Raw genomic sequence first — 21376 nt, 5'->3', positions numbered from 1 at the left:
ATCTTCATCCTATTCAGGCATGTATGGATCAGAAAGGGTCAGTTGCCTAAAATATCCTACACTCTCTCTGCGCTCAGCTTTTCCTCCACGGATAAAAAGGATTGAAATTCGTATACGAACGCCCCATTATCCGCGACCTTTACATGCAGAAATCCTTTTCTTCTCAAACCCTCAAGGGCTTCACCCGACTGCTCCATATTAAGAGGGGTATACAATGCCACGTCAGCTGCGGTTAATAAATTTTGCTTCCTGGCTGCAAGCTTTAGGATCTGTTTTTCCATATTCTCTTGTGCCTTCTTCCGGTTACGCTGATCTAACGTCCAGCCATAACCTAGTGGCAGTATTGCAAAAAGCAAAAAACCGACGAAGTCCCACATTCCATACATGAGCGCTCCGTATCCGTATAACAGAATACTAAGCATACCAAAGCCAATTAAGATTCTGGATATGACCTGCCTGCTATCCACTTATTCTCGCCCCTTCCACAGATTATTGTCCTGTAATGCATATTTACCCATTATCGGGCCGAGAAAGTGCATTGTTGCCGTCAAATGTTGTACAATATAAGCTAAACGAAAAATTGCACAGAAGGATGGATTGAACATGTATGTAGCTCGTGATTGGCAAGATTACGAATTGATCGATACAGGATCAGGTGAGAAGCTGGAGCGGTGGGGAGATGTCATCCTGCGCAGACCTGACCCGCAAATTATATGGCCTCTAGAAAAAGACAGCGGAATGTGGCGTGAGGTACACGGCCATTACCATAGAAGCTCCTCTGGCGGTGGACAGTGGGATATGAAAAAGCAGCTGCCGGAGCGTTGGACGGTTTCCTATGATCAGTTAAAATTTCATATCCGCCCAACCAACTTCAAACATACGGGGCTTTTTCCGGAACAGGCTGCCAATTGGCGCTGGATGATGGATAAGATCTCTGCTGCCAAACGACCGATCAAGGTATTGAATTTATTTGCTTATACAGGTGGAGCTACCGTTGCTGCGGCCTACGCCGGTGCTGAGGTGGTCCATGTCGATGCCGCTAAAGGAATGGTGCAATGGGCCAAGGAAAACCTTCAGCTGACAGGAATTGGTGACCGTCCGGTCCGTTTCATTACCGATGACGTATTCAAATTTGTACAGCGCGAGGAGCGCCGGGGCAACAAATATGACGCTATCATTATGGATCCGCCTTCGTATGGAAGAGGCCCGGGCGGCGAAATGTGGAAGCTCGAGCAAAGTCTGTACCCATTCGTGGAAAGCTGCATGAACATTATGTCCGAGCAGCCCTTGTTTATGTTAATTAACTCTTACACGACTGGCATATCGCCGACCGTGCTTCACAACATTCTGTCCATGACCGCCGGCCGCCGTTTTGGCGGAAGCATATCCTGCGGTGAGCTTGGCCTTCCGATTACGACTTCGGGACTTCATTTGCCTTGCGGAATTTTGGGCCGCTGGGAGTCGTAAATCATATATGAGTCATGAACATCTTTCCCAAATTCCAATTTTATATGAAGACAATCATCTGTTAGGGATTGTGAAGCCGGTCAACATTCCGACGCAAGCTGATATTTCCGGTGACCCGGACCTGCTTTCCCTTCTGAAAGATGACATTAAAGAGCGGTACAATAAGCCGGGTAATGTGTATCTGGGACTGGTGCACAGATTGGATCGGCCGGTTGGGGGAGCGATGATCTTCGCGAAAACCTCCAAAGCGGCCTCACGTTTGTCGGAAACGGTGCGAAGCCGCAGCTTCCATAAGGTATATGCAGCTGTCGTTCATGGTCAGCTGCCAGCACCACGCGGAACGCTGAGGGACATGCTTCTGAAAGATCCAAAGACCAATATGGTCTCCGTCGTCAAAAGCGGCACTCCCGGAGCCAAGGAAGCCATTCTCGATTACGAGGTTCTCGGTTCGAACGGCTCCTTCAGTCTGGTACGGATCGAACTTCATACAGGCCGATCCCATCAGATACGTGTCCAGATGAATCAGGCAGGCTGTCCACTGTACGGGGACCAGAAATACGGCAGCCGCGTGAACAAGCCGGGGCAGCAGATAGCACTCTGGTCTGTCATCGTCCGTTTCCCACATCCGGTGACCAAAGAAAATGTGAAACTCACTTCTCTTCCTCCTGCCGAGCATCCATGGAATTTATGGGCCGAACCGGTATTGAACCGTTTGATGATAGATGAAGCATAGTTAAGCATAAGATGTCAATAAAAGAAAGCCGGAGCAGCATATGCAGCTCCGGCTTGAATTTAATTATGATGGGTATTTCGAAAAATAAGCATATGATCAGCATTTTTCTGGAAGTGGTAGTGTGCGGTTTTAATTTCAGCTGTCCAGCCCACGGTATGAGCGAAATCGACAAGCTTATCGACTTGCTCAGGAATTCTCCCGCTCTGGTCTACAAGCGGAAAGATCCGTACCTCAGTCCTTGTCACACGAAACAATTCACGCAAGGTCTCAAGGTGAAACTGAATATCCAGCTTGTCAGCATAAGTGAACAGGAAATGTGCCGATAAGGTCATATCGAACTGTTCTGTCTGAAATGGAAGTGAAGGCAGCGTAACCGGAATATACCGCTCCGGATGAAGACGCATGTCGCTTACGCAATCCTGCAAAGCTTTGTTCCGCTCTGCCCGAAGATTCTCTACCGACAAGAATTCGGTCCAAATATACCTTTCTTTCTCGGTTTCAACATGCTCCATGGCGTGAACGATATCCTGAATACCCTTTTCATACAGCTTCTCTGTGTCATGATAATAAGCGATATCCGCAGCCAGTACCTCACAGCCAAGCTTACGGGCAACTGCCGTAAACGAACACGCACCGCCAGGACAATCCAGTATACTTAGGCCCGAGATCGTATTCTCATCCAGGTCGAACATGCGCATGTATTCATCGAATGTCCTGCCAATAAACACAATCCGCTCCAGCCGCTTCTCGGCCTCTTCTAACGCATGTACCTGTTTCTCTTCTAATTCTTTACTCTTCTCAGCTCTGCTCATCTCTTCTCAACTCACCTTTCGAAAAAAGAATTCGGATTCCACAAACACCAAGTCTGCGTACCGAGATATTAACTTATTCGAAATGATAAGTCCAGAATCTTTCTTTGCTGAATCGGCTTTTAATCTGCTCGTCATCCTCAGTCAGGCTGCCCAGCATATCCTTCCAGCGGAACTGAGAGCTGTGGGCACGGATGGATCCGAATTTATTTGGAAGAAAGTCCTGGATATCCACCATAACATCCGGCTTGCCCAGAATTTTCTCGCAGCCTTTGGAAAAAGCGACACAATTCACGACTGGACGCTCCCCCTTCGGCATCGCTGCAACCGTTCTGATGACCGCTGCACCGGTTGCATCATGGTCCGGATGTACGCTGTAACCAGGATAAAATGTAATGATCAGAGACGGTTTAAGTTCGTCAATCAAATCCCGAATCATTCCATCCAGCATATCCTGATCTTCAAATTCAATCGTCTTATCATGCAATCCCATCATACGAACATCCTGAATCCCTATTGAACGGGCTGATTCAGCAAGCTCTTTTTTGCGGAGTTCCGGAAGCGTAACCCGGTTAGCCATCAGCGGCTTACCCATATTACGGGCCATCTCGCCTAATGTCAGGCAGGCATATGTCACCTGTGCACCTTCATGTATTCGTTTAGCCAATGTTCCGGATGTCCCGAACGATTCATCGTCCGGATGCGGAAAAACGACCAGTATATGATTCTCCATATCTCTATCACCCTTTCACGATTTATGACCGATGTTGTGAATTATTCAGAATGGTTCCTTGCTTAACTGAAGAGCAACAACGAGCTTGCCTTCGCTGTCATGGCCTGCCATGATGAGACGTTCCGTCTCTGTCTGATCAATATGAGTCAGCCCTTGGGCATAAATCCATCCCTGCTCCATTTTAAGCCCAACGCGGTATGGCCCAAAGCCTGCGATGGAGCCATGATTGTAGCGTACGACACCATTTTTGATAAATGTGGATGCTGTAAATTTGGATTCATCCTCGTGGGAAGCATACGCTCCGGTCGTCATTTCCAGATGTATATAAAGATCCTGATCCTGTAATTTATCGAGAAGCTCTTGAACCATTTGCGGGTTAATCAGCTGCATCATAAATCCCTCCGTTTCAATGACGTCTATATAGATTAAGTTCAATTCTCATAACTGCAACATATTTTATTATAATTCAAAGCATAGCATTTTCACAAACATGGTTTCTGCGTATTTTTTATCGAACATTTTAATAAGCCCTATTAAGTAAGAAAAAAGGCAGCCTGTTGGCCGCCTTTTTTCGCAGTCTGCAAGAGATTTAATCTGTCAATTCCTTGCCCTTGGTCTCTGTGCCAAGCAGCAAAACACCAATCGCGCCGATCAGAATGACTACGAAGAACAAAATGAAAATCGTGCTGATCTGAATGTGATGCTGCACCAGGTAACCTACCAGGAATGGCGCAATGACGCCGCCGATCCTCCCCACCGATGTTGCCAGTCCTACACCCGTCGAACGTACTGAGTTAGGATACAGCTCCGGTGTATAAGCATACAGTCCTCCCCAGGCTCCAAGATTGAAGAAGGATAGACAGATGCCTGCTGCGACCAGCATGCCGGCAGAATCGGCATTTCCAAACCATGCAGCACTTACGGCTGTTAAAACCAGGTAAGTAATCATCACGAATTTTCTGCCAAACTTTTCGATGAAATAGGCTGCCGTAAAATAGCCTGGAAGCTGAGCGATCGTCATAATCAGCACATATTCAAAGCTTTTGATCAGACTGAAGCCCTTCATCGTCATGACAGAAGGGAGCCATAAGAACATCCCATAATAGGAGAACACGACCGTAAACCATAAGATCCACAGCATAACCGTCGTACGACGGTGTTTACGGGTCCATATGGAGTTCAGCTTACTAGTAAAGGATTGTGACGCCATCTTGCCCTTCCCGCTTTTATACAGAGGCGAGTCATCAATGGCACGTCGCAAATACAGTGCATACAGGGCGGGCAGTGCTCCGATCACAAAAGCAATCTGCCAGCCATAGGTTGGAATCAAAAAGTACGAAATCAACGCAGCGACCAGCCAGCCTCCCGCCCAAAAGCTCTCCAGCAGCACTACAGCCCGTCCGCGCTGGCTGGCAGGCATACTTTCGGATACGAGTGTGGAAGCGACAGGAAGCTCTCCTCCAAGCCCGATACCCGTGATAAATCGCAGCAGGCACAGCACCCAGAAGCTCGAAGCTAATGCGGACAACCCGCTGGCCACGGAGAAGATCAGCAAGGTCCAGAGAAGAACCTTTTTACGCCCGAACCGATCAGCCAAATAACCAGCTGCCGCTGCACCAAATACCATACCCACTGAATTCATACTCGTCAGAATACCGATATCCTGTGGCGACAGCTTCCACTCCAATGTCAGAGCGGTCACGATAAAAGAGATAATACCGACGTCCATTGCATCAAAAAGCCAGCTGAAGCCAGCGCTGAACAGCAATTTTTTTGTTTTAGGATTTTTCAGAAGTGCCGCATCGTTCATCTAGTTGACTTCCTCTACATTTATTCTTTTAGAGCCTTCTTAGGGCACCATAGTTAGCTTTCCCAATAAATAGATCAGGAGCTGCTGATTATGTGACGAAATACGTGAGAGAATGCTGGCAAGAAATGCATCACGGATTTGCAGGCCGCGTACAACCTCCTGGCTGCCCTTATCCGATATGGACACCCAGACAATACGGCGGTCGTTGCCATCACGTTCCCTGTTGATTAGTCCGTTCTTCTCCATCCGGTCGAGCAGCATCGTTACCGCAGCCGGGCTGGTCGCCAGCAGCGGTGTCAGCTCGGAAGGCTTCATCCGCTTTTGCTCCCCAAGCACCTCAAGTACAACGAGCTGAGCTTCAGTAAGGGCGGGAGCCAATTCATTCTCCATATGTAATTTGTAATCTTTGCTCAGTTTAGACCATATTTTCGCAAATTCGGAAGTCTGCACGGGATTATCTTCCTTTCGCAAGCAATCTTTTACAGGATTAACTTTCGAGCAATTCCGTTCCAATTCCTTCCTCGCATCAAAATTTTTTTGTGAAAAAGGCATCCCCGCCCTGCGAGGGCGAAGACACCTTAACATCGTTCTTATTCAGAGCCGGACAGCGTTCATCAAGAGGATTCAGGATACACCAGCAAAGCCGATATTTCGTCTTTTTTCTCAAGATGAACGAGCAATTTCCCTGTCGATTTGCGCTCTGTGATCGGAGCTTGCTCCGAACTGAAAGAATAATTCAATCCGTCTCGGCTGATGGCAGTAATTTGCAAAGGCTCCCTGCAGTAGAACGCGCCGGCAATTCGATTTCCGTTCGGTTTTACGCGTTTGCCTTCCTTAAATTCAAAGTTTGCCAGTCCCTTGCCACCACGACTCTGCGGCTGGTAATCCGCGAGCAGCGTACGCTTACCGTAACCAAGATCGGTCAGAGTCAGAATTTCACCTTCGTCTTCCTCAACCCACAATGCAGAAACGACCTCGTCTCCTTCGCGAAGCTGAATCCCTTTCACACCAGCGGATACACGGCCCATGGCATTGACATCGCTTTCTCTGAAGCGAATGCTCATGCCGTCTTTGCTGACCAGAAGTATATCCTTGGTTCCGCCGCTGAGCGTGACCGAGATAATCTCGTCGTCCGCGCCAACCTTACAGGCAGCCACCGCCCCGGAACGGTTGGTCATATACTCTTTGAGTTCCGTCCGTTTGACTTGTCCCCTCTTCGTAACAAAGACAAGCGAATGATTGGGTTCTTCGAAATTATTGACCGGAATCACTCCGGCAATAACATCTTCCTTGGAAAGATGAATCACATTCACAATAGCAGTTCCGGGATCTTTCCATTTGAACTCAGGTATCTGGTGAACCGGAAGCAGGAAGAACTGTCCCTTCTGCGTGAATATGAGCAGATTATCGAGTGTGTTGATCTCAAAGATCCTCGAAATATAATCGCCTTCCTTGATGCCTGAATTCCCACGTTCTCCGCCCGATCTGGTAAAGGAGAGCATACTTGTCCGCTTGATATAGCCATCATTGGATAGCGTCACCAGAACGTCCTCGGAGCTGACCATGACTTCCAGGTTAACCTTGATCTCTTCGACTTCGCCTTGGATAGAGCATCTGCGATCAATTCCGTATTTGTCCCTAATCTCCAGCAATTCCTTACGGATTAGTGCAATCAGCTTTTTATCACTCTCGAGAATTGAACGGTAGGAATCAATCTTCTTCATCAGATCATCTAGCTCTTTCTGAAGGGTTGTAATCTCCAGATTGGTCAGACGGTACAGCTGAAGGGTCAGAATCGAATCTGCCTGCCGCTCGGTGAATCCAAACATCCATTGCAGGTTGTTCTGGGCATCCTGACGATTTTTCGAGGCCTTAATTGCCGCGATCACCTCATCCAGAATATTCAGAGCCTTGACCAGTCCTTCAAGGACATGGGCACGGTCTTCGGCCTTTTCCAGATCAAAACGCGTACGATTGCTCACGACTTCACGTTGGTGTCCGATATAAGCTTCAAGCATGGGTTTAAGGCCAAGCTGCTGCGGTGCCTTATTCACGATAGAGACCATGTTAAAGTTATATGTTACCTGAAGATCCGTCTTTTTGAGCAAATACGCCATAATACCTTGCGCATCTGCTTCTTTTTTGATCTCAACGACGATCCGCAAGCCTTCCCGTCCGCTTTCATCACGAACCTCTGCGATACCCTCGATTTTTTTCTCAATACGAATGTTTTCCATCTGGGTAACCAAACGGGATTTGACTACCTGATAAGGAATTTCCGTCACAACGATTTGCTGTTTACCGCCCCGCAAAAATTCGATATCGGCTTTGGAACGCAAATAGATGCGTCCCTTACCGGTCCGGTAAGCTTCCTTGATTCCCTCTTCGCCCATAATCAGACCGCCCGTCGGAAAATCAGGACCCTTGATAAACGTCATGATCTCTTCCAGTTCAATTTCAGGCTTCTGCATGACAGCCACACAAGCATCGATGACCTCCCGCAGATTATGCGGAGGAATTTCGGTGGCGAAACCCGCCGAAATCCCGCTGACACCGTTGACCAGCAGGTTCGGATACCGCGCAGGAAGCACGACCGGCTCCTTGGCGGTGTTGTCAAAATTATCCTTGAACTGGACTGTCCGCTTATCAATGTCTCTCAGCAGTTCCAATGCGATTGGTGAGAGTCGGGCTTCCGTATAACGCATGGCTGCCGGAGGATCATCATCAATCGAGCCCCAGTTGCCGTGGCCGTCTACCAGCACATGCCCCATTTTCCATGGTTGTGCCATCCGGACCATTCCGTCATAAATCGAGGTGTCGCCGTGAGGGTGGTAGTTACCCATTACATCCCCGACCGTTTTCGCAGATTTCCGGTAACCCTTCTCATGCGTATTGCCTGACTCGTACATGGCATACAATATCCGTCTTTGAACAGGCTTCAGACCGTCACGCACATCAGGGATGGCGCGGTCTTGAATAATATATTTGGAATACCGGCCGAATCGGTCACCCACGACCTCTTCCAAAAAAGCCGGCAGAAACTGTTCTGATAAGCTCATCAATTCACCTTCTATTCCTCGAACTCTCTAAAGTCGACATTTTCCACAATCCAGCGTTTACGCGGGTCGATTTTGTCGCCCATCAACGTGGACACACGGCGTTCAGCCTTGGCTGCATCCTCGATTTGCACCTGAAGCAGCGTACGTGTTTCCGGATTCATCGTTGTTTCCCACAGCTGTTCGGGATTCATCTCGCCAAGACCTTTGTAACGTTGAAGCTCATAATTTTTTCCGAATTCCTTGAGATAATTTTGCAGCTGCTCATCGGTATAAGCGTATCTGACCGTCTCCAGCTTGCCCGATTTGCGTGTGATTTTATATAACGGCGGCTGAGCGATATAGACCCGGCCTTTATCAATCAGCGGCTTCATATAGCGGTAAAAGAATGTAAGCAGCAGCACTTGAATATGTGCGCCGTCTGTATCGGCATCCGTCATAATTATGATTTTGGAGTAATTGCTGTCTTCCACTTCAAATTCAGTTCCGATCCCTGCGCCAATCGCATGAATGATCGTACGGTATTCTTCATTTTTCATAATCTCGGCGAGCTTGGCTTTCTCCGGATTAAGCGGCTTCCCCCTTAGCGGAAGGATCGCTTGAATTTTGGAGTCACGGCCCTGCTTGGCCGAACCGCCGGCAGAATTCCCTTCAACAACAAACAGCTCGGTGCGGGTAAAATCCTTGGACTGTGCAGGGCTAAGCTTACCGCCAAGACTTGCGCTCTCACTGCGCTTTTTGCCGGTGCGCATATCATCCCGAGCCTTACGCGCCGCTTCCCGCGCCTTCGATGCCTGGATCGCCTTTTTGATCAGCGTCTGGGCAATCTGCGGATTTTCCTCCAGGAAGATCTGCATTTTCTCGGATACAATCGCATCCACCGTACTGCGGGCCGAAGCACTGCCCAGTTGATCCTTCGTCTGGCCGACGAATTCGACCTCGGACATTTTAACGCTGATAACCGCCATCATACCTTCGCGGAGATCATTGCCCTCTAGGTTCTTATCCTTTTCTTTGAGCATGCTGTTCTTGCGGGCATAATCATTCATGATGCGTGTATATGCCGTCTTAAAACCAGTCTCATGCGTACCCCCGCCCCTTGTAGGGATTGAGTTAACAAATGAAGCCAACGTTTCGGTATATCCAGCATTGTACTGCAGAGCGACCTCTACCTCGACGTCTTCCTTTTCACCGTAAAAGTGAATGACTTCATGCAGGACGTCTTTGCCTTCGTTCAAAAACTCAACGAATTGGCTTGCTCCGCCTTCATAGTAAAACTCGTCGGAATTACCTGAGCGCTCATCCTTAAGTACAATACGAAGACCAGAGTTCAGAAAAGCAATCTCCTGCAGGCGTTCCGACAGCGTGTCATAGTTAAACTGGATTCCTGCATGGAATACACGGATATCAGGCTTAAAGGTAACTTTAGTGCCTGTTTTGTTGGTATTGCCCAGTACCTCAAGTCCGGTAACAGGCTCGCCGACATGCTCTTTCCCTTTTTTGTCCTGCCAGTATTCAAAACGCTGTCGGTGAACTTTACCATCGCGGTAAATTTCGACTTCCAGCCATTCTGATAACGCGTTCGTTACGGATGCACCCACACCATGCAGACCGCCTGATTTCTTATATCCGCCGCCGCCAAACTTGCCTCCTGCGTGCAGAATCGTGAAAACCACCTGTGGTGTCGGTATTCCTGTCTTATGCATTCCTGTCGGAATGCCTCGTCCATTATCAACGACGGTAATTGATCCGTCTTTGTGTAAAGTAATATCAATTCTCGTGCAGTATTTGGCCAAATGCTCATCGACGGCATTATCCACAATCTCCCATAACAGATGATGAAGCCCTGATGAACTTGTGCTGCCAATATACATACCTGGCCGTTTGCGTACCGCAACCAGGCCTTCGAGCACTTGAATGTCGTCAGCATCGTATCCGGTGTGGCCATTATTGCTGCCGCCCTGTGATGACTCTGCAAACATATCGATCTGGTCGACCATTCATGCTCCCCCTTTGTGCTTCTTTATGTAGGATTTTCACCCCAAAATGCAAACAGATGTTTTGTTATCCTTGTCCATTTTAATTCAAGATATCCCTTTTCGTAAAGACAAGGAATGAGATTATCATTGCGGCAATAGCCCATATGGACAAAACCGCCAAAGAAAATGCTAAATTCATCCCCTCAATCGGAGCCGGTGTTCCGGACAGATAGTCCGTGAGCTCCAAGTTAACCATAAACAAATATTTAGCGCTGGTCCAGGCTGAAGCCATATTGGTCAAAATGGATCCCGCGATGAGCGCAGCCATCATAACCACGATGCTTGCAGCCGTGCTCCGTACCAAGACGGATACCATGAACGCCAGCGAGGCCACGGTCAGACTCACGAACCAGATTAATCCCCCTTGCATGAGCAGGTATTTCCACTGCGGAACGCCATGCACAGCTGCCAAATCCACATCAGAGCCGGTAATTTGAAAGCCGGTAAATACCGGGAGATTAAATCCCTTATAGCCGAAAACAGCTCCGGACACCACGTACGTAATCACAAATGCAGCCACGACAATCAGCGAGGTAAACATAAACAGCGTCACCAGCTTGCTCAGCAGTACCTTCCATCTTTTCACCGGACGGGTCAGGAGCATTTTGATCGTGCCGGTGGTTCGTTCCCCGGATACTATATCGGATGCAATCGCCATAATCAGCAGGGGTATAAACAAAGTTATTGAATTTGACATAAACTCCCGCGTAAATGTAACGCCGTTGGGTTCGTTCGGATTGACATCATGATCCAGATAATATTGGAGCTGCTGAACGAAAATCTTCCTGAACTTTTTCCATTCATCCGGTACCCTGTCGCTTCCGAGGGAATTTTCATTATCGGTAATCTGCTGCTGAATTTCAAGCCGCCAGTCTCCGTTGAATTTTTCACGCGTCCGTTCGGCAGACCGCATTTGAGCATAAGTGAAGATCGGAACCAACACCAGCAGAATTAACAGAATAACATAAAACCGTTTCTTTTTGATGATTTTAATGGTTTCATTCTTGATCAGAGGCAACACGCTAGTCAATGCTCTCACCCTCCGTCATTTTCAGGAATAGCTGTTCCAAAGTCGGATTAATCTTGTGCACGCCTTGAACTAAAATTCCCGAATGCACCAGATGAGTCACCGTTTCAGCAATCCCTTCTTCCTCCATGCGGGTAACAATAGCGCCTGGGCTCATTCCGGCAACGATCGTGTCATCCAATACCGCATCCGCTTGCTCAATGACATCAATCCCCTGCCGGCTTGCAAGTTCAAGCTTCCCTGCTTCGGGCGGCTCAAGGTCCCAGATCACATATTTCGCGTTCGCTGCAACAAGTTCCTCTACTTCACCTACAGCCAAAACCCGTCCGCGGCTAATAATGGCTACTCTATCGCATAGAAGCTGGATTTCACTGAGCAAATGACTGGAGACAAACACTGCCAATCCGCCTTCCGCTAGCTCCCTTATAAACTGACGCAGCTCTTTGATCCCTTTCGGGTCGAGACCGTTTGTCGGTTCATCAAGAATAAGCAGCTTGGGTCTGCCTAAGAGAGCCTGCGCGATGCCCAAACGCTGGCGCATGCCGAGGGAATAGGTTCTCACCTTGTCATGAATCCGCTGATCGAGGCGGACAATATCAACGACCTCCTGAATCCTCTTTTGGTCGATTCCAGGCTGCATGCGGGCAAAATGTTCAAGATTTTCCCATCCTGTGAGGTACGTGTAGACCTCCGGATTTTCCACAATTGAACCGACATATTGCAGGGCTTTTTCCTGCTGCCTGTTCACATCATAGCCGCAAACCTTAATCATGCCGCTGCTTGGCTTGATCAAATCCACCAGCATGCGGATCGTCGTTGTCTTGCCTGCTCCGTTCGGGCCCAGAAATCCGAAGATTTCACCTTCCCGGACATCAAACGTGACGTCATCGATGATCCATTTTCTTCCGATCTTTTTTCTGACATTTTCAACCGATAAAACAATCTTTTCTTTGCGGCTCAGGTTGTCCGTCACAGCCATTCTTTTTCACTCCTTTCCTCGTGTTGGTATTTAACGGATACCCTGAACGATTCGCTCGGCAATTTGCTGATAACCGTCACCATTCGGATGAAAATGATCCGACGATAAATACTTGTTCAAATTATGCTGAAAAAGATCAAATGTAGGGACAAGGGTCATGCTACTGTATTTATTTATGGACACGAGTGCGGCCTGATTCCAGCTGGCTACTGCCTGGTTGCCAGGAATCTTCAGATCCTCGATGTCTCCAAACGGATTATATAATCCAACGTACACAATCCATGCGTCCGGATTGATGGCACGAATGCGTTCCAGAATTGCCTTAAGCTGCGTGGAAGCCTTTGGCAAGCCCTTCAAAAGATCCTTAGGATCCATCTCTTGACCCGTGGCTGTTGAAGAAGTTCCGGAAATGCCTTTAGATGCAAGATCGGCGCCCTGGAACAGATCATTCCCGCCGATGGATACAAGAATTATATCCGCCTGTCCTAGTACATACTGCGTCCCGCGTTCTTCCAGCTTCGGCAGGAGTCCTGTCGTTGTAAGTCCGTTAATGCCAAGATTGTTCAGAAGTGTCACCTTCTTGCCAGTATCCGTCGACAGCTCCTTGACTGTACGCCGTGCAAACCCCATGCCCGAATTGTCACCTGTTCCTTTGGCCAGTGAATCGCCAATCGCCGCGATTTTGATTTCCTTTTTCGTATCAGGATTTTTTTCTTCCGTGTTCCCTTGAGGCTCGGCCGACGGAGCTGCCAGCTCATTTCCGGCTTGCGGATTCTGGATATCCTTGATCGCATAGACAAAACCGGCCAAAAGCAGCAGTGTGGCCAAGATGGATAAGGTACTCACTATGCGCCAAATCCACTTCGTTGAATTCAAACAGATCCCTCCATATCCATCCATGATGGCAATTCTTTAATCTATCCGCCAGATACATATGTACATAAACATAAAACTTCTATGTAAAATTTGCAAATACGACAGCATGCCACTTTAACATCCCTATGTTCTCCCTGTTACCCATACTTTTATAAGATGATGCAGTCTATTTGTATAAAAAAAGGAGCCTGTTCCCATGAGGAACAGACTTCCTTTGTATAATCGATATTAGTTCGCGATAAACTCTTGTACCCAGTATCCGTTGTAGTAAGCTACTCCGATGGTGGTGTAGTTGCTGTTCAGGATGTTGGCACGGTGACCTTCGCTGTTCATCCAAGCAGTCATGACATCAGATGGTGTTTTTTGGCCTTTAGCGATATTTTCTCCTGCATAGCTGTAAGAAATACCGTATTTCTTCATCATGTCAAACGGAGAACCGTAAGTTGGAGAGTTATGGTCAAAATAGTTGTTGTTGTTCATATCTTTGGCCTTGTCCATTGCCATGCCCGAAAGCTTTGTATTTTCAGTCAATGCCTTCAGACCTGCTTTGGCACGTTCCTGGTTAACCAGCTTGATCACTTCAGCAGCATAGCTGGATTGGTTCGAAGTTGTACCCGTTCCCGTCGCAGGTTTCGAAGTGGATTGATCCGGTTTAGTCGTTTCAGCCGGCTTCGATGTTTCTGGTTTGGACGTTTCTGGCTTCGAAGTCTCCGGTTTCGATGTTTCCGGCTTGGAAGTTTCTGGCTTCGATGCTTCTGGCTTCGATGTTTCTGGCTTGGTCACCTGACCCGCATCTGGAAACTGGAATTGGTATTTTAATATATAAGCACCGCCATTGTCTTGCAGCCATTGTTGCAGGTAACTTTGCAGGTTTTTCAAGTTATTTTCTGTTGGTACGTTGTTTTGCTGTGCAGATGCCGCCGAGGCAGGACCTGCTCCCATAAGACCTACTGCTAATACTGCAGCACAAGCTGTGCTGATCATTGTTTTCATCATTTTGTTGTTCTTCATGGATACATCTCCTTCTTGTTGTGTTCAACCAGAATGGGTGTTGCTCCGGTTACAAAGTTGTCATCTCTTACTCAAACATTGTAACATGATTGTTTCTTGTGTGGAGACCTCAAATAATGGAAATGAATTTCCATTCATGAAACACGAATAAGCCGCAACCAGCAGGCTGCGGCGAATCCGGATCATAAATCTAATGAATTATTTTTTAGCGGCGTATTTTCTCATATCAAACGCGACTGCCGCCACAATGATCAAGCCTTTGACGATCAATTGCCAGTACGGACTAATGCCGATAAACGTAAGTCCATAATTGATGATCGTAAAGATCAGTACGCCGACCATGACTCCCGGCACCGTTCCGATGCCTCCTGTCGTAGACACGCCGCCTACAACACAAGCTGCGATAGCGTCCAGCTCGTACATGTTACCGTAGTTATTCGTCGCACCGCCGGTTCTGGAAGCTTCCAGCACACCCGCAAGACCATACAAAGCACCGGCAATCATATAAATATAAATCAGATACTTGGCTACATTAATGCCGGATACCTTGGCTGCCTGCACATTTCCGCCAATCGCGTACATGTTCTTGCCAAGCTTTGTTTTGTTGAATATGACCCATACAATGAATGCGACAAAGATGGCAATTAAAACAATGTAAGGTATGGAATATTGTCCTGTACCGATAGAGCCCGAGCCGATCTTCGTGAAATCCTTACGCAGTCCGCCGATCGGCTGCGAGTTGTTAGGATCCATATCAAAGTACATCGAGTTAATGCCGTATACCACAACCATGGTGCCAAGCGTTGCAATGAATGGTGGTACATTCAGCTTCGCCACAACCAGCCCGTTAAGCAAACCGCAAATCAAACCAACCAAAATAGCAAGTAAAATTGGCACAATGACCTGAAGCTGCGGCAAATCCGGAAAAAAACGGTTGGCATAAGTAGCCGTCTGCAGCATGGATGCGGAAACGACGGCCGTAAGGCCTACAATCCGGCCGGCGGATAAGTCCGTTCCGGCTGTAATCAGGATAAAAGCAACGCCTAATGCGATAATTGCCCTTGTGGAAGACTGAATTAGAATATTGCGCAAAGAGTCTATGGATAAAAATGATGGGTTATAAATGGTGATTCCGATTACGAGCAGCACCAGAACGATATAAATCGCATATTGCGATGTAAAGCTCTGCATGCTTTTGCTGCCGCCGAGTTTTTTCGTATTCAGCATGGGTTCTCCTCCTTTGATGTCCTTAATGCTGTGCTGCCAGCCGCATAATTTCTTCTTCCGAGGCGGCATCGCCATCCAGAATCCCGGTAAGGCGTCCTTCGGACATGACCATAATTCTGTCAGACATTCCGATCAGCTCAGGCATCTCAGAAGAGATCATGATAATGCTTTTTCCCTGCTTGGCAAGGTCTTTAATAATAGTGTAAATTTCGAATTTGGCACCAACGTCAATACCGCGCGTCGGTTCGTCGAGCAGCAGAATTTCCGGCTCCGTCAGCAGCCATCTCGCCAACAGCACCTTTTGCTGGTTGCCCCCAGAAAGGTTCATAATCAGGGTGTTCGTTGTAGGCGTCTTGGTGCGAAGCTTTTCGATCATTACATCCGCTTCTTTTCTCTTCTTTCTTCCATCCAGAAAAAACAATAATTTACGGTACCGGCTGAGATTTGCAATCGATGCATTCTCATGTACGGGCAGCACCGGGATAATCCCCGTAACTCGACGTTCCTCGGTTAAAAGCGCCATGCCCTGCTTAATGGCATCTTCCGGCGTCTTAATTTTAACCTCTTTCCCGTGTATCTTGATATGGCCGGTTGATATCCCCCGCAGACCAAACAGCGCTTCTATGAGCTCCGTACGCTGAGCGCCGACAAGACCACCAATACCCAATATCTCCCCTTTTCGGAGTTCAAATGAAATATCCTTAAAGGATTTAGGAAGGAGCGAAGTAATTCCGTTGACTTCAAGCAGGACATCACCGGGAACATTTTCTCGGTCCGGAAAGCGCTGCGTCAGGTCACGCCCCACCATTTTCGAAATAATCAGGTCCGTGGTCAGCTCGCTTGCAGGCCAGGATCCGATCTTCTGTCCGTCGCGCATAATCGTTACCTCATCACAAATCTGTAAAATTTCTTCCATTTTATGCGAGATATAAATAATGGACACGCCGCGCTGCTTCAGATCCCGGATAATCCGGAACAAATGCTCCACCTCAACACTCGTCAGAGAAGAAGTAGGTTCATCCATAATAATGATCTTCGATTGGAAGGATACCGCTTTGGCGATTTCAATGGACTGAACCTTGGAAACGGATAGTTTACCCACGATGGTTTCCGGTTCCAAGTCAATATCCAGCTGCTTGAAAAGCGCCTCCGTATCCTGATGCATTTTCTTATGATCAATGAACTGGATCGGGCCCACACCAATGGTAGGAAAGCGTCCCAGCCAGATATTTTCCATAACATTGCGGAACGGCACGGGATGCAGCTCCTGATGGATCATGGATATGCCATAATTCAGCGCATCCTTGGAATTTTGGATTTGAGCCTTTTGGCCATCCAGCAGTATCTCGCCCGCATCCGGTGAATAGATACCGTACAAACACTTCATCAATGTTGATTTACCGGCGCCATTCTCTCCCATTAAAGCATGGACCGTACCGGGTCTCACTTTAAGCGTAACATCATCAAGCGCTTTGACACCGGGGAATTCCTTGGAAATCCCATTCATCTCCAAAATATACTCACTCTGAGCCATAGATTTCCGCTCCCTGCTCCTCATCCCCACCATGAGGGGAGACGGCTAACGCCGCCTCTCCCGGAAGGATGGTTATTAATGTTGACGCGTGATCTATTTATTTGGCGTCGTTGATATTGTCCTTGGTGATTTTTTTATAAGGAATCCATACATATTGATTATCTGTGATATCGAATCCGATATTATCCTTGGATGGTGTTTCACCTTTCGCCAGAACGGTGGCGAGCGATACCGAAGCTTTACCTTGGTTGTTGGCGTCGTTAAGTACGGTTCCGAGAAGAGTTCCTTCCTGCAGGGCTTCGAGAGCCGGAGCTGTTGCATCCACGCCGACAACCGGCATCATTTTGTCTCCTTTAAAGTAACCGGCAGCTTTCAGGGCTTCAATCGCGCCGAGTGCCATATCATCATTGTTGGCCAATACGGCTTCGATCTTGTCGCCATGGGCACCAAGGAACGCAGCCATCTTCTCTTGACCTTTTACACGGTCCCACATCGCGGTATCTTCTTCTAATTTTTCCACTTTAATGCCGGCTTTCTCAATCGCTTCGATGGAGTACTTGGTACGAAGCTCGGCATCCTGGTGTCCAGGCTCCCCTTTCAGCATGATGTACTGCAGCACGCCGTCTTTGTTCTTGTCTGCTTCCGGATGGGCTTTCCAGTAATCGGCAATGAGCTCACCTGACATAGTACCGGATTCTTCAGCCTTTGCGCCTACATAATACACTTTATCCCATTTTTTCATATCTTCAGGCAGCGGTTCACGGTTCAGGAAGACAACCGGAATCTTTGCTGCTTGTGCTTTGTCGATAATCACGCCTGCAGCCGTACGGTCAACCGGATTAATCACCAGTGCATTGGATTTCTTCGAAATAAACAAGTCCACTTTATCGTTTTGTGTCGGCTGGGAGTTTTGGCTGTCTACGATGTCTACTTTCGCTTTTCCCTCTGCGTTGGTTTTGATGGAGTTGCGCACGCCAGTCATGAAGGTGTCATCAAACTTATAAATGGCTACGCCAACGGATGGTTCCTTGCCGCTGTCCGTGCTTTTGCTGTCGCCGCCGCTTGCGCTTTTGTCGCTCCCACTGGAGCAGCCTGCCATGACAGTTCCGAGCAAAGCACCTGCCAGCAATACGGAAGTTATTTTTTTCATCGTAATAGTGACCTCCTGAATTTCTACTGTTTTATCGCATCCCCTTGGATACGTTTTCATTATGCTGGATCGAACGCCAGATTCGAATACAAAATTCTCATATGTTCTATGAAAATTCTCATGCCTTGATCATACCCATAAATCATTATTTCACGAACGGAAACAGCAGCTTCTGGTTATCGGGCCGCAGCATGTTATCAAGATCGATCAGCCTGGATTTCGTATCCTCCCGCTCTTTGACTTCGATGCCTTCCATCACCTGAACGGCGTATTGGACCGCCAGGTATCCATTGTTAAAAGGGTTCTGGATGACCGTCCCCTGGACGATCCCCTCCTGCAGCAGCTCCATCACTTTTGCCGGGCTGTCGAACGTAATGATTTTGACCTTCCCACCGTAGCCCAGTTCTTGAATTTCCTCCGCCGTGCCTATGGAAGCCACCTCGTTTAACGCCACAATACCGCTTATATCGGGATGCTCCTTCATCATTTTGCGTGTCAACTGCCTGGCAATCTGCTCATCCGATTCGCAGTATTCGATATCCACGACCTCCACGCCGGGAAAACGGGCAACGTAATCCATAAAGCCTTCCTCGCGTTCGTCCGCGTTTTTGGCCCCTCTGACGAAATTCATGACGCCTATTCTGCTTTCAGGTCCGGTCAACTTGATCAGCCTCTCGGCGGCCTTTTGCCCCGCTTCGTAATTGTTCGTGCCCACGAACGTTGTGATCCGCGCTGAAGCCACTTCCGAGTCCATGGAGATCACAGGTATTTTGTAGTAAGCCGCCCGGTCCGTCACTTGGGCCAGCCTCATGTAGTCACTCGCGGATAAGATGATGGCATCAGCATTGTTCTTGATCGATTCATCGACCAGTCGGATCTGTTCATCTATATCGCTTTCGTTCTGGGGCGCCTTGAAGGTCAGGTTGACGTTGTATTCCTTGGCAGCGACTTCAGCACCCATTTTCACCGTTTTCCAAAAATCGCCGTGATTCATTTTGACGATCATGTCCACGTTTTTCGGCTTCTCCAGCACATGCAGGTTCGGAGCAGCTCCGCCGCAGGATGCCAGCAACACCGTCCACGCGAGCATAAAATAAACTCTCATTCGAACAGCCCGAGTCCTTCTCATGCCATCCCTCTTTCCTGCTGCTCGTCATCGTACTTCTCTACGGGCAGCGTAATGGTGACAGTGGTGCCTTCCTCCAGTTCGCTTTCAAAGCTAAGACCATAGTTTTTGCCGTAATACAGCCGGATCCGTTCATTGACGTTTTTGACTCCAACGCCGGAACCGCTGCTGCGGTTACCCCCGATCAGAAGCTGGTCCATCACTTGTCGGGTCATGCCAAGCCCATTATCGGAAACCTTGATCACCAGCCGGTCCCCCTGAATGGAAGCGGAAATGCGGATAAGACCTTCATCAGACATTTTTTCGATGCCATGATAGATGGCATTTTCTACAATGGGTTGGAGAATAAGCTTCAGCGTCCTGCAAGACAGAGCCAAATCCTCGCATTCAATGGCATAGCTGAATTTATTCTTAAAACGTATTTTCTGAATAATCAAATAATGCCGTACATGCTCCAGCTCTTCTTCCAGGGTAATGATGTTCTTGCCTTTGCTCAGACTGATCCGGAAAAATTTCGAGAGCGATGTGATCGTCGCAACGATCTCTTCCTTTTTTCCTTTTTCCGCCAGGCGAATGACCGAATTCAAAGTATTGTAGAGAAAGTGCGGGTTAATTTGGGATTGCAGAACATCCAGCTCACTCTTGCGCTTGGCTTCCTGCTCATGAATAATCTGATCCATCAGCTGGCGGATACGGTGCAGCATAAAGTTAAACCGCTTGGAAAGCTGTACAACCTCATGTGCGCCACTGACATGAATCGGCGTATTAAAATCACCCTGCCCGACACTCTGAACCGATTTTTCCAGTCTGCGGAGCGGTTGTGAAATTTTCGCGGAAACGAACATGGCCAGCACGACGACGGCTGCGCATACGACCAGCAGAAACCAGAATACGAACTGATTCAGGTCCTTTTTGGTCGTCACAATTTCATCCGGATAAGCTACTCCGACGATCTTCCACTTGATCGGTTCCACCGTTCTGATCGTGATGTATCTCGGCTCACCCGTCGATTTGTCTATGTAACTGCCAAAAGCATATTCAAAAACAGGCTCCAGATTCTCGTACTTCAGTCCGGCATAGATCAGCTGCTGCTGCGGATGATACACGATATTGCCCAGGTCATCGATAATATATGCATATCCCCTTTTACCAAGGCTGACCTTGCGGCTGAGCTCATCGATCGTCCGGAAATTGACATCCACGAGCAATATGCCTTCTTTACTGATGCCATGATCCTTGTATTTAATCATTCTGCTGAGCGACACGACCCATTTATATTGACCTTTGTATAAATTCTGGATGTGCGGAGCCGAAAAAGAGAGTTTTTGCGGCTGATCATGGGCGGATTCGAACCAGCTCTGTTCCTCCAGCATCGTATTCTTGCGCATTTCCAGATCAGGGTTGTCCAAAACGAGCTTGCCCCCAGGTGTGAATAGCCCCACGGATACCAGATCCTCACGGGTATGCAGCAAAGTCGTCAGCTGTTCCCTCAACACCGGGCTTGAAATATCCTGTGTATCGTTGATCTGTTCCTCTACAACTTCATAGATATCCTGCATACCTTTTACATACAGCTCCAAATGATAGTTGACCTGTTCAATAATTTGCTGAATGTTCAAATAGGCATTTTCCTCAGCTGTCTTGGTGAATTTGTTATACAGCATGAAGCTGACCGCAACGACAACCAAAATTGTCATGAGCGTGAACGACACGGTAATGATCGTTTGAATGCTGCGCAGCTTGAAGGATACCCGGATCCGCGGCAATTTCATTGCATTCCGTTTATGTTGGATTTTCAA

General features: G+C 48.0%; 19 protein-coding genes. 2 read left to right on the top strand and 17 right to left on the bottom strand.

Going from position 1 to position 21376, the window contains the following annotated elements; all coding sequences use genetic code 11:
* Nucleotides 1-56: 56 nt before the first annotated feature.
* Nucleotides 57-467: a hypothetical protein gene (locus KJS65_RS04305; RefSeq protein WP_213648722.1), complete on the bottom strand. Its 411-nt coding sequence runs from the start codon at nucleotides 465-467 to the stop codon at nucleotides 57-59.
* Nucleotides 468-603: 136 nt separating this feature from the next.
* On the opposite strand from KJS65_RS04305, the gene KJS65_RS04300 reads away from it, so the two are divergent.
* Both KJS65_RS04300 and KJS65_RS04295 read left to right on the top strand, forming a co-directional pair.
* Complete coding sequence (locus KJS65_RS04300) at nucleotides 604-1467, top strand: class I SAM-dependent methyltransferase (RefSeq protein ID WP_213648721.1); 864 nt, start codon at nucleotides 604-606, stop codon at nucleotides 1465-1467.
* A 7-nt stretch (nucleotides 1468-1474) separates the two neighbouring features.
* The gene (locus KJS65_RS04295) at nucleotides 1475-2200 is read left to right on the top strand and encodes an RluA family pseudouridine synthase (RefSeq protein ID WP_213648720.1); all 726 of its coding nucleotides are present in this window, start codon (nucleotides 1475-1477) and stop codon (nucleotides 2198-2200) included.
* 59 nt (nucleotides 2201-2259) lie between these two features.
* Here KJS65_RS04295 and KJS65_RS04290 read toward each other — a convergent pair whose 3' ends face one another.
* The 16 genes from KJS65_RS04290 to KJS65_RS04215 form a co-directional block, all read right to left on the bottom strand.
* The gene (locus tag KJS65_RS04290; protein ID WP_213648719.1) at nucleotides 2260-3012 is read right to left on the bottom strand and encodes an SAM-dependent methyltransferase; all 753 of its coding nucleotides are present in this window, start codon (nucleotides 3010-3012) and stop codon (nucleotides 2260-2262) included.
* A gap of 73 nt (nucleotides 3013-3085) precedes the next feature.
* Nucleotides 3086-3742, bottom strand: coding sequence for a bacillithiol biosynthesis deacetylase BshB2 (gene bshB2, locus KJS65_RS04285; RefSeq protein WP_213648718.1), 657 nt, complete (start codon nucleotides 3740-3742; stop codon nucleotides 3086-3088).
* Nucleotides 3743-3787: 45 nt separating this feature from the next.
* On the bottom strand, nucleotides 3788-4132 hold the full coding sequence (locus KJS65_RS04280) for a YojF family protein (protein WP_213650626.1): 345 nt from the start codon (nucleotides 4130-4132) through the stop codon (nucleotides 3788-3790).
* 199 nt (nucleotides 4133-4331) lie between these two features.
* Nucleotides 4332-5552 (bottom strand): MFS transporter, encoded by a 1221-nt coding sequence (locus tag KJS65_RS04275; RefSeq protein ID WP_213648717.1) that lies wholly within the window; start codon nucleotides 5550-5552, stop codon nucleotides 4332-4334.
* Nucleotides 5553-5591: 39 nt separating this feature from the next.
* Complete coding sequence (locus KJS65_RS04270; RefSeq protein WP_136606079.1) at nucleotides 5592-6002, bottom strand: MarR family winged helix-turn-helix transcriptional regulator; 411 nt, start codon at nucleotides 6000-6002, stop codon at nucleotides 5592-5594.
* Between the two features lie 164 nt (nucleotides 6003-6166).
* Nucleotides 6167-8611 carry a DNA gyrase subunit A gene (gyrA, locus tag KJS65_RS04265; RefSeq protein ID WP_213648716.1) on the bottom strand — a complete coding sequence of 815 codons (2445 nt, stop codon included), beginning with the start codon at nucleotides 8609-8611 and terminating at the stop codon, nucleotides 6167-6169.
* An 11-nt stretch (nucleotides 8612-8622) separates the two neighbouring features.
* Nucleotides 8623-10608: a DNA topoisomerase IV subunit B gene (gene parE / locus KJS65_RS04260; RefSeq protein WP_213648715.1), complete on the bottom strand. Its 1986-nt coding sequence runs from the start codon at nucleotides 10606-10608 to the stop codon at nucleotides 8623-8625.
* 79 nt (nucleotides 10609-10687) lie between these two features.
* Nucleotides 10688-11677 (bottom strand): ABC transporter permease, encoded by a 990-nt coding sequence (locus KJS65_RS04255; RefSeq protein ID WP_213648714.1) that lies wholly within the window; start codon nucleotides 11675-11677, stop codon nucleotides 10688-10690.
* Nucleotides 11670-12653 (bottom strand): ABC transporter ATP-binding protein, encoded by a 984-nt coding sequence (locus KJS65_RS04250; protein WP_213648713.1) that lies wholly within the window; start codon nucleotides 12651-12653, stop codon nucleotides 11670-11672. The genes KJS65_RS04255 and KJS65_RS04250 overlap by 8 nt, the downstream gene beginning before the upstream one ends.
* Nucleotides 12654-12683: 30 nt before the next feature.
* Nucleotides 12684-13529 carry a GDSL-type esterase/lipase family protein gene (locus tag KJS65_RS04245; RefSeq protein WP_213648712.1) on the bottom strand — a complete coding sequence of 282 codons (846 nt, stop codon included), beginning with the start codon at nucleotides 13527-13529 and terminating at the stop codon, nucleotides 12684-12686.
* 228 nt (nucleotides 13530-13757) lie between these two features.
* Nucleotides 13758-14540 carry a CAP domain-containing protein gene (locus KJS65_RS04240; RefSeq protein ID WP_244864372.1) on the bottom strand — a complete coding sequence of 261 codons (783 nt, stop codon included), beginning with the start codon at nucleotides 14538-14540 and terminating at the stop codon, nucleotides 13758-13760.
* Nucleotides 14541-14738: 198 nt separating this feature from the next.
* Nucleotides 14739-15767 carry a galactose/methyl galactoside ABC transporter permease MglC gene (mglC, locus tag KJS65_RS04235; protein WP_213648711.1) on the bottom strand — a complete coding sequence of 343 codons (1029 nt, stop codon included), beginning with the start codon at nucleotides 15765-15767 and terminating at the stop codon, nucleotides 14739-14741.
* Nucleotides 15768-15789: 22 nt separating this feature from the next.
* The gene (locus KJS65_RS04230) at nucleotides 15790-17301 is read right to left on the bottom strand and encodes a sugar ABC transporter ATP-binding protein (protein WP_213648710.1); all 1512 of its coding nucleotides are present in this window, start codon (nucleotides 17299-17301) and stop codon (nucleotides 15790-15792) included.
* Between the two features lie 97 nt (nucleotides 17302-17398).
* Entirely contained in the window at nucleotides 17399-18451 is a 1053-nt protein-coding gene (locus KJS65_RS04225) for a galactose ABC transporter substrate-binding protein (protein ID WP_213648709.1), read from the bottom strand.
* Nucleotides 18452-18596: 145 nt separating this feature from the next.
* Nucleotides 18597-19580 (bottom strand): substrate-binding domain-containing protein, encoded by a 984-nt coding sequence (locus KJS65_RS04220; RefSeq protein WP_244864371.1) that lies wholly within the window; start codon nucleotides 19578-19580, stop codon nucleotides 18597-18599.
* Nucleotides 19577-21349 carry a sensor histidine kinase gene (locus KJS65_RS04215; protein WP_213650623.1) on the bottom strand — a complete coding sequence of 591 codons (1773 nt, stop codon included), beginning with the start codon at nucleotides 21347-21349 and terminating at the stop codon, nucleotides 19577-19579. Before KJS65_RS04215 ends, KJS65_RS04220 begins: the two co-directional genes overlap by 4 nt.
* Between the last annotated feature and the right edge of the window lie 27 nt (nucleotides 21350-21376).

It is taken from the genome of Paenibacillus sp. J23TS9 (genome assembly GCF_018403225.1).
In the GTDB taxonomy this organism is placed as follows: domain Bacteria; phylum Bacillota; class Bacilli; order Paenibacillales; family Paenibacillaceae; genus Paenibacillus_AQ.
The sequence above is the reverse complement of the archived record's forward strand: the minus strand, read 5'-3'. Positions and strand labels throughout refer to the sequence as shown.

Coding starts and splice junctions, on each gene's coding strand:
- KJS65_RS04300 (WP_213648721.1), top strand. CDS start 604: ATGTATGTAGCTCGTGATTGGCAAGATTACGAATTGATCGATACAGGA.
- KJS65_RS04295 (WP_213648720.1), top strand. CDS start 1,475: ATGAGTCATGAACATCTTTCCCAAATTCCAATTTTATATGAAGACAAT.
- KJS65_RS04290 (WP_213648719.1), bottom strand. CDS start 3,012: ATGAGCAGAGCTGAGAAGAGTAAAGAATTAGAAGAGAAACAGGTACAT.
- bshB2 (WP_213648718.1), bottom strand. CDS start 3,742: ATGGAGAATCATATACTGGTCGTTTTTCCGCATCCGGACGATGAATCG.
- KJS65_RS04280 (WP_213650626.1), bottom strand. CDS start 4,132: ATGCAGCTGATTAACCCGCAAATGGTTCAAGAGCTTCTCGATAAATTA.
- KJS65_RS04275 (WP_213648717.1), bottom strand. CDS start 5,552: ATGAACGATGCGGCACTTCTGAAAAATCCTAAAACAAAAAAATTGCTG.
- gyrA (WP_213648716.1), bottom strand. CDS start 8,611: ATGAGCTTATCAGAACAGTTTCTGCCGGCTTTTTTGGAAGAGGTCGTG.
- parE (WP_213648715.1), bottom strand. CDS start 10,608: ATGGTCGACCAGATCGATATGTTTGCAGAGTCATCACAGGGCGGCAGC.
- KJS65_RS04250 (WP_213648713.1), bottom strand. CDS start 12,653: ATGGCTGTGACGGACAACCTGAGCCGCAAAGAAAAGATTGTTTTATCG.
- KJS65_RS04240 (WP_244864372.1), bottom strand. CDS start 14,540: ATGAAGAACAACAAAATGATGAAAACAATGATCAGCACAGCTTGTGCT.
- mglC (WP_213648711.1), bottom strand. CDS start 15,767: ATGCTGAATACGAAAAAACTCGGCGGCAGCAAAAGCATGCAGAGCTTT.
- KJS65_RS04230 (WP_213648710.1), bottom strand. CDS start 17,301: ATGGCTCAGAGTGAGTATATTTTGGAGATGAATGGGATTTCCAAGGAA.
- KJS65_RS04225 (WP_213648709.1), bottom strand. CDS start 18,451: ATGAAAAAAATAACTTCCGTATTGCTGGCAGGTGCTTTGCTCGGAACT.
- KJS65_RS04220 (WP_244864371.1), bottom strand. CDS start 19,580: ATGAGAAGGACTCGGGCTGTTCGAATGAGAGTTTATTTTATGCTCGCG.
- KJS65_RS04215 (WP_213650623.1), bottom strand. CDS start 21,349: ATGAAATTGCCGCGGATCCGGGTATCCTTCAAGCTGCGCAGCATTCAA.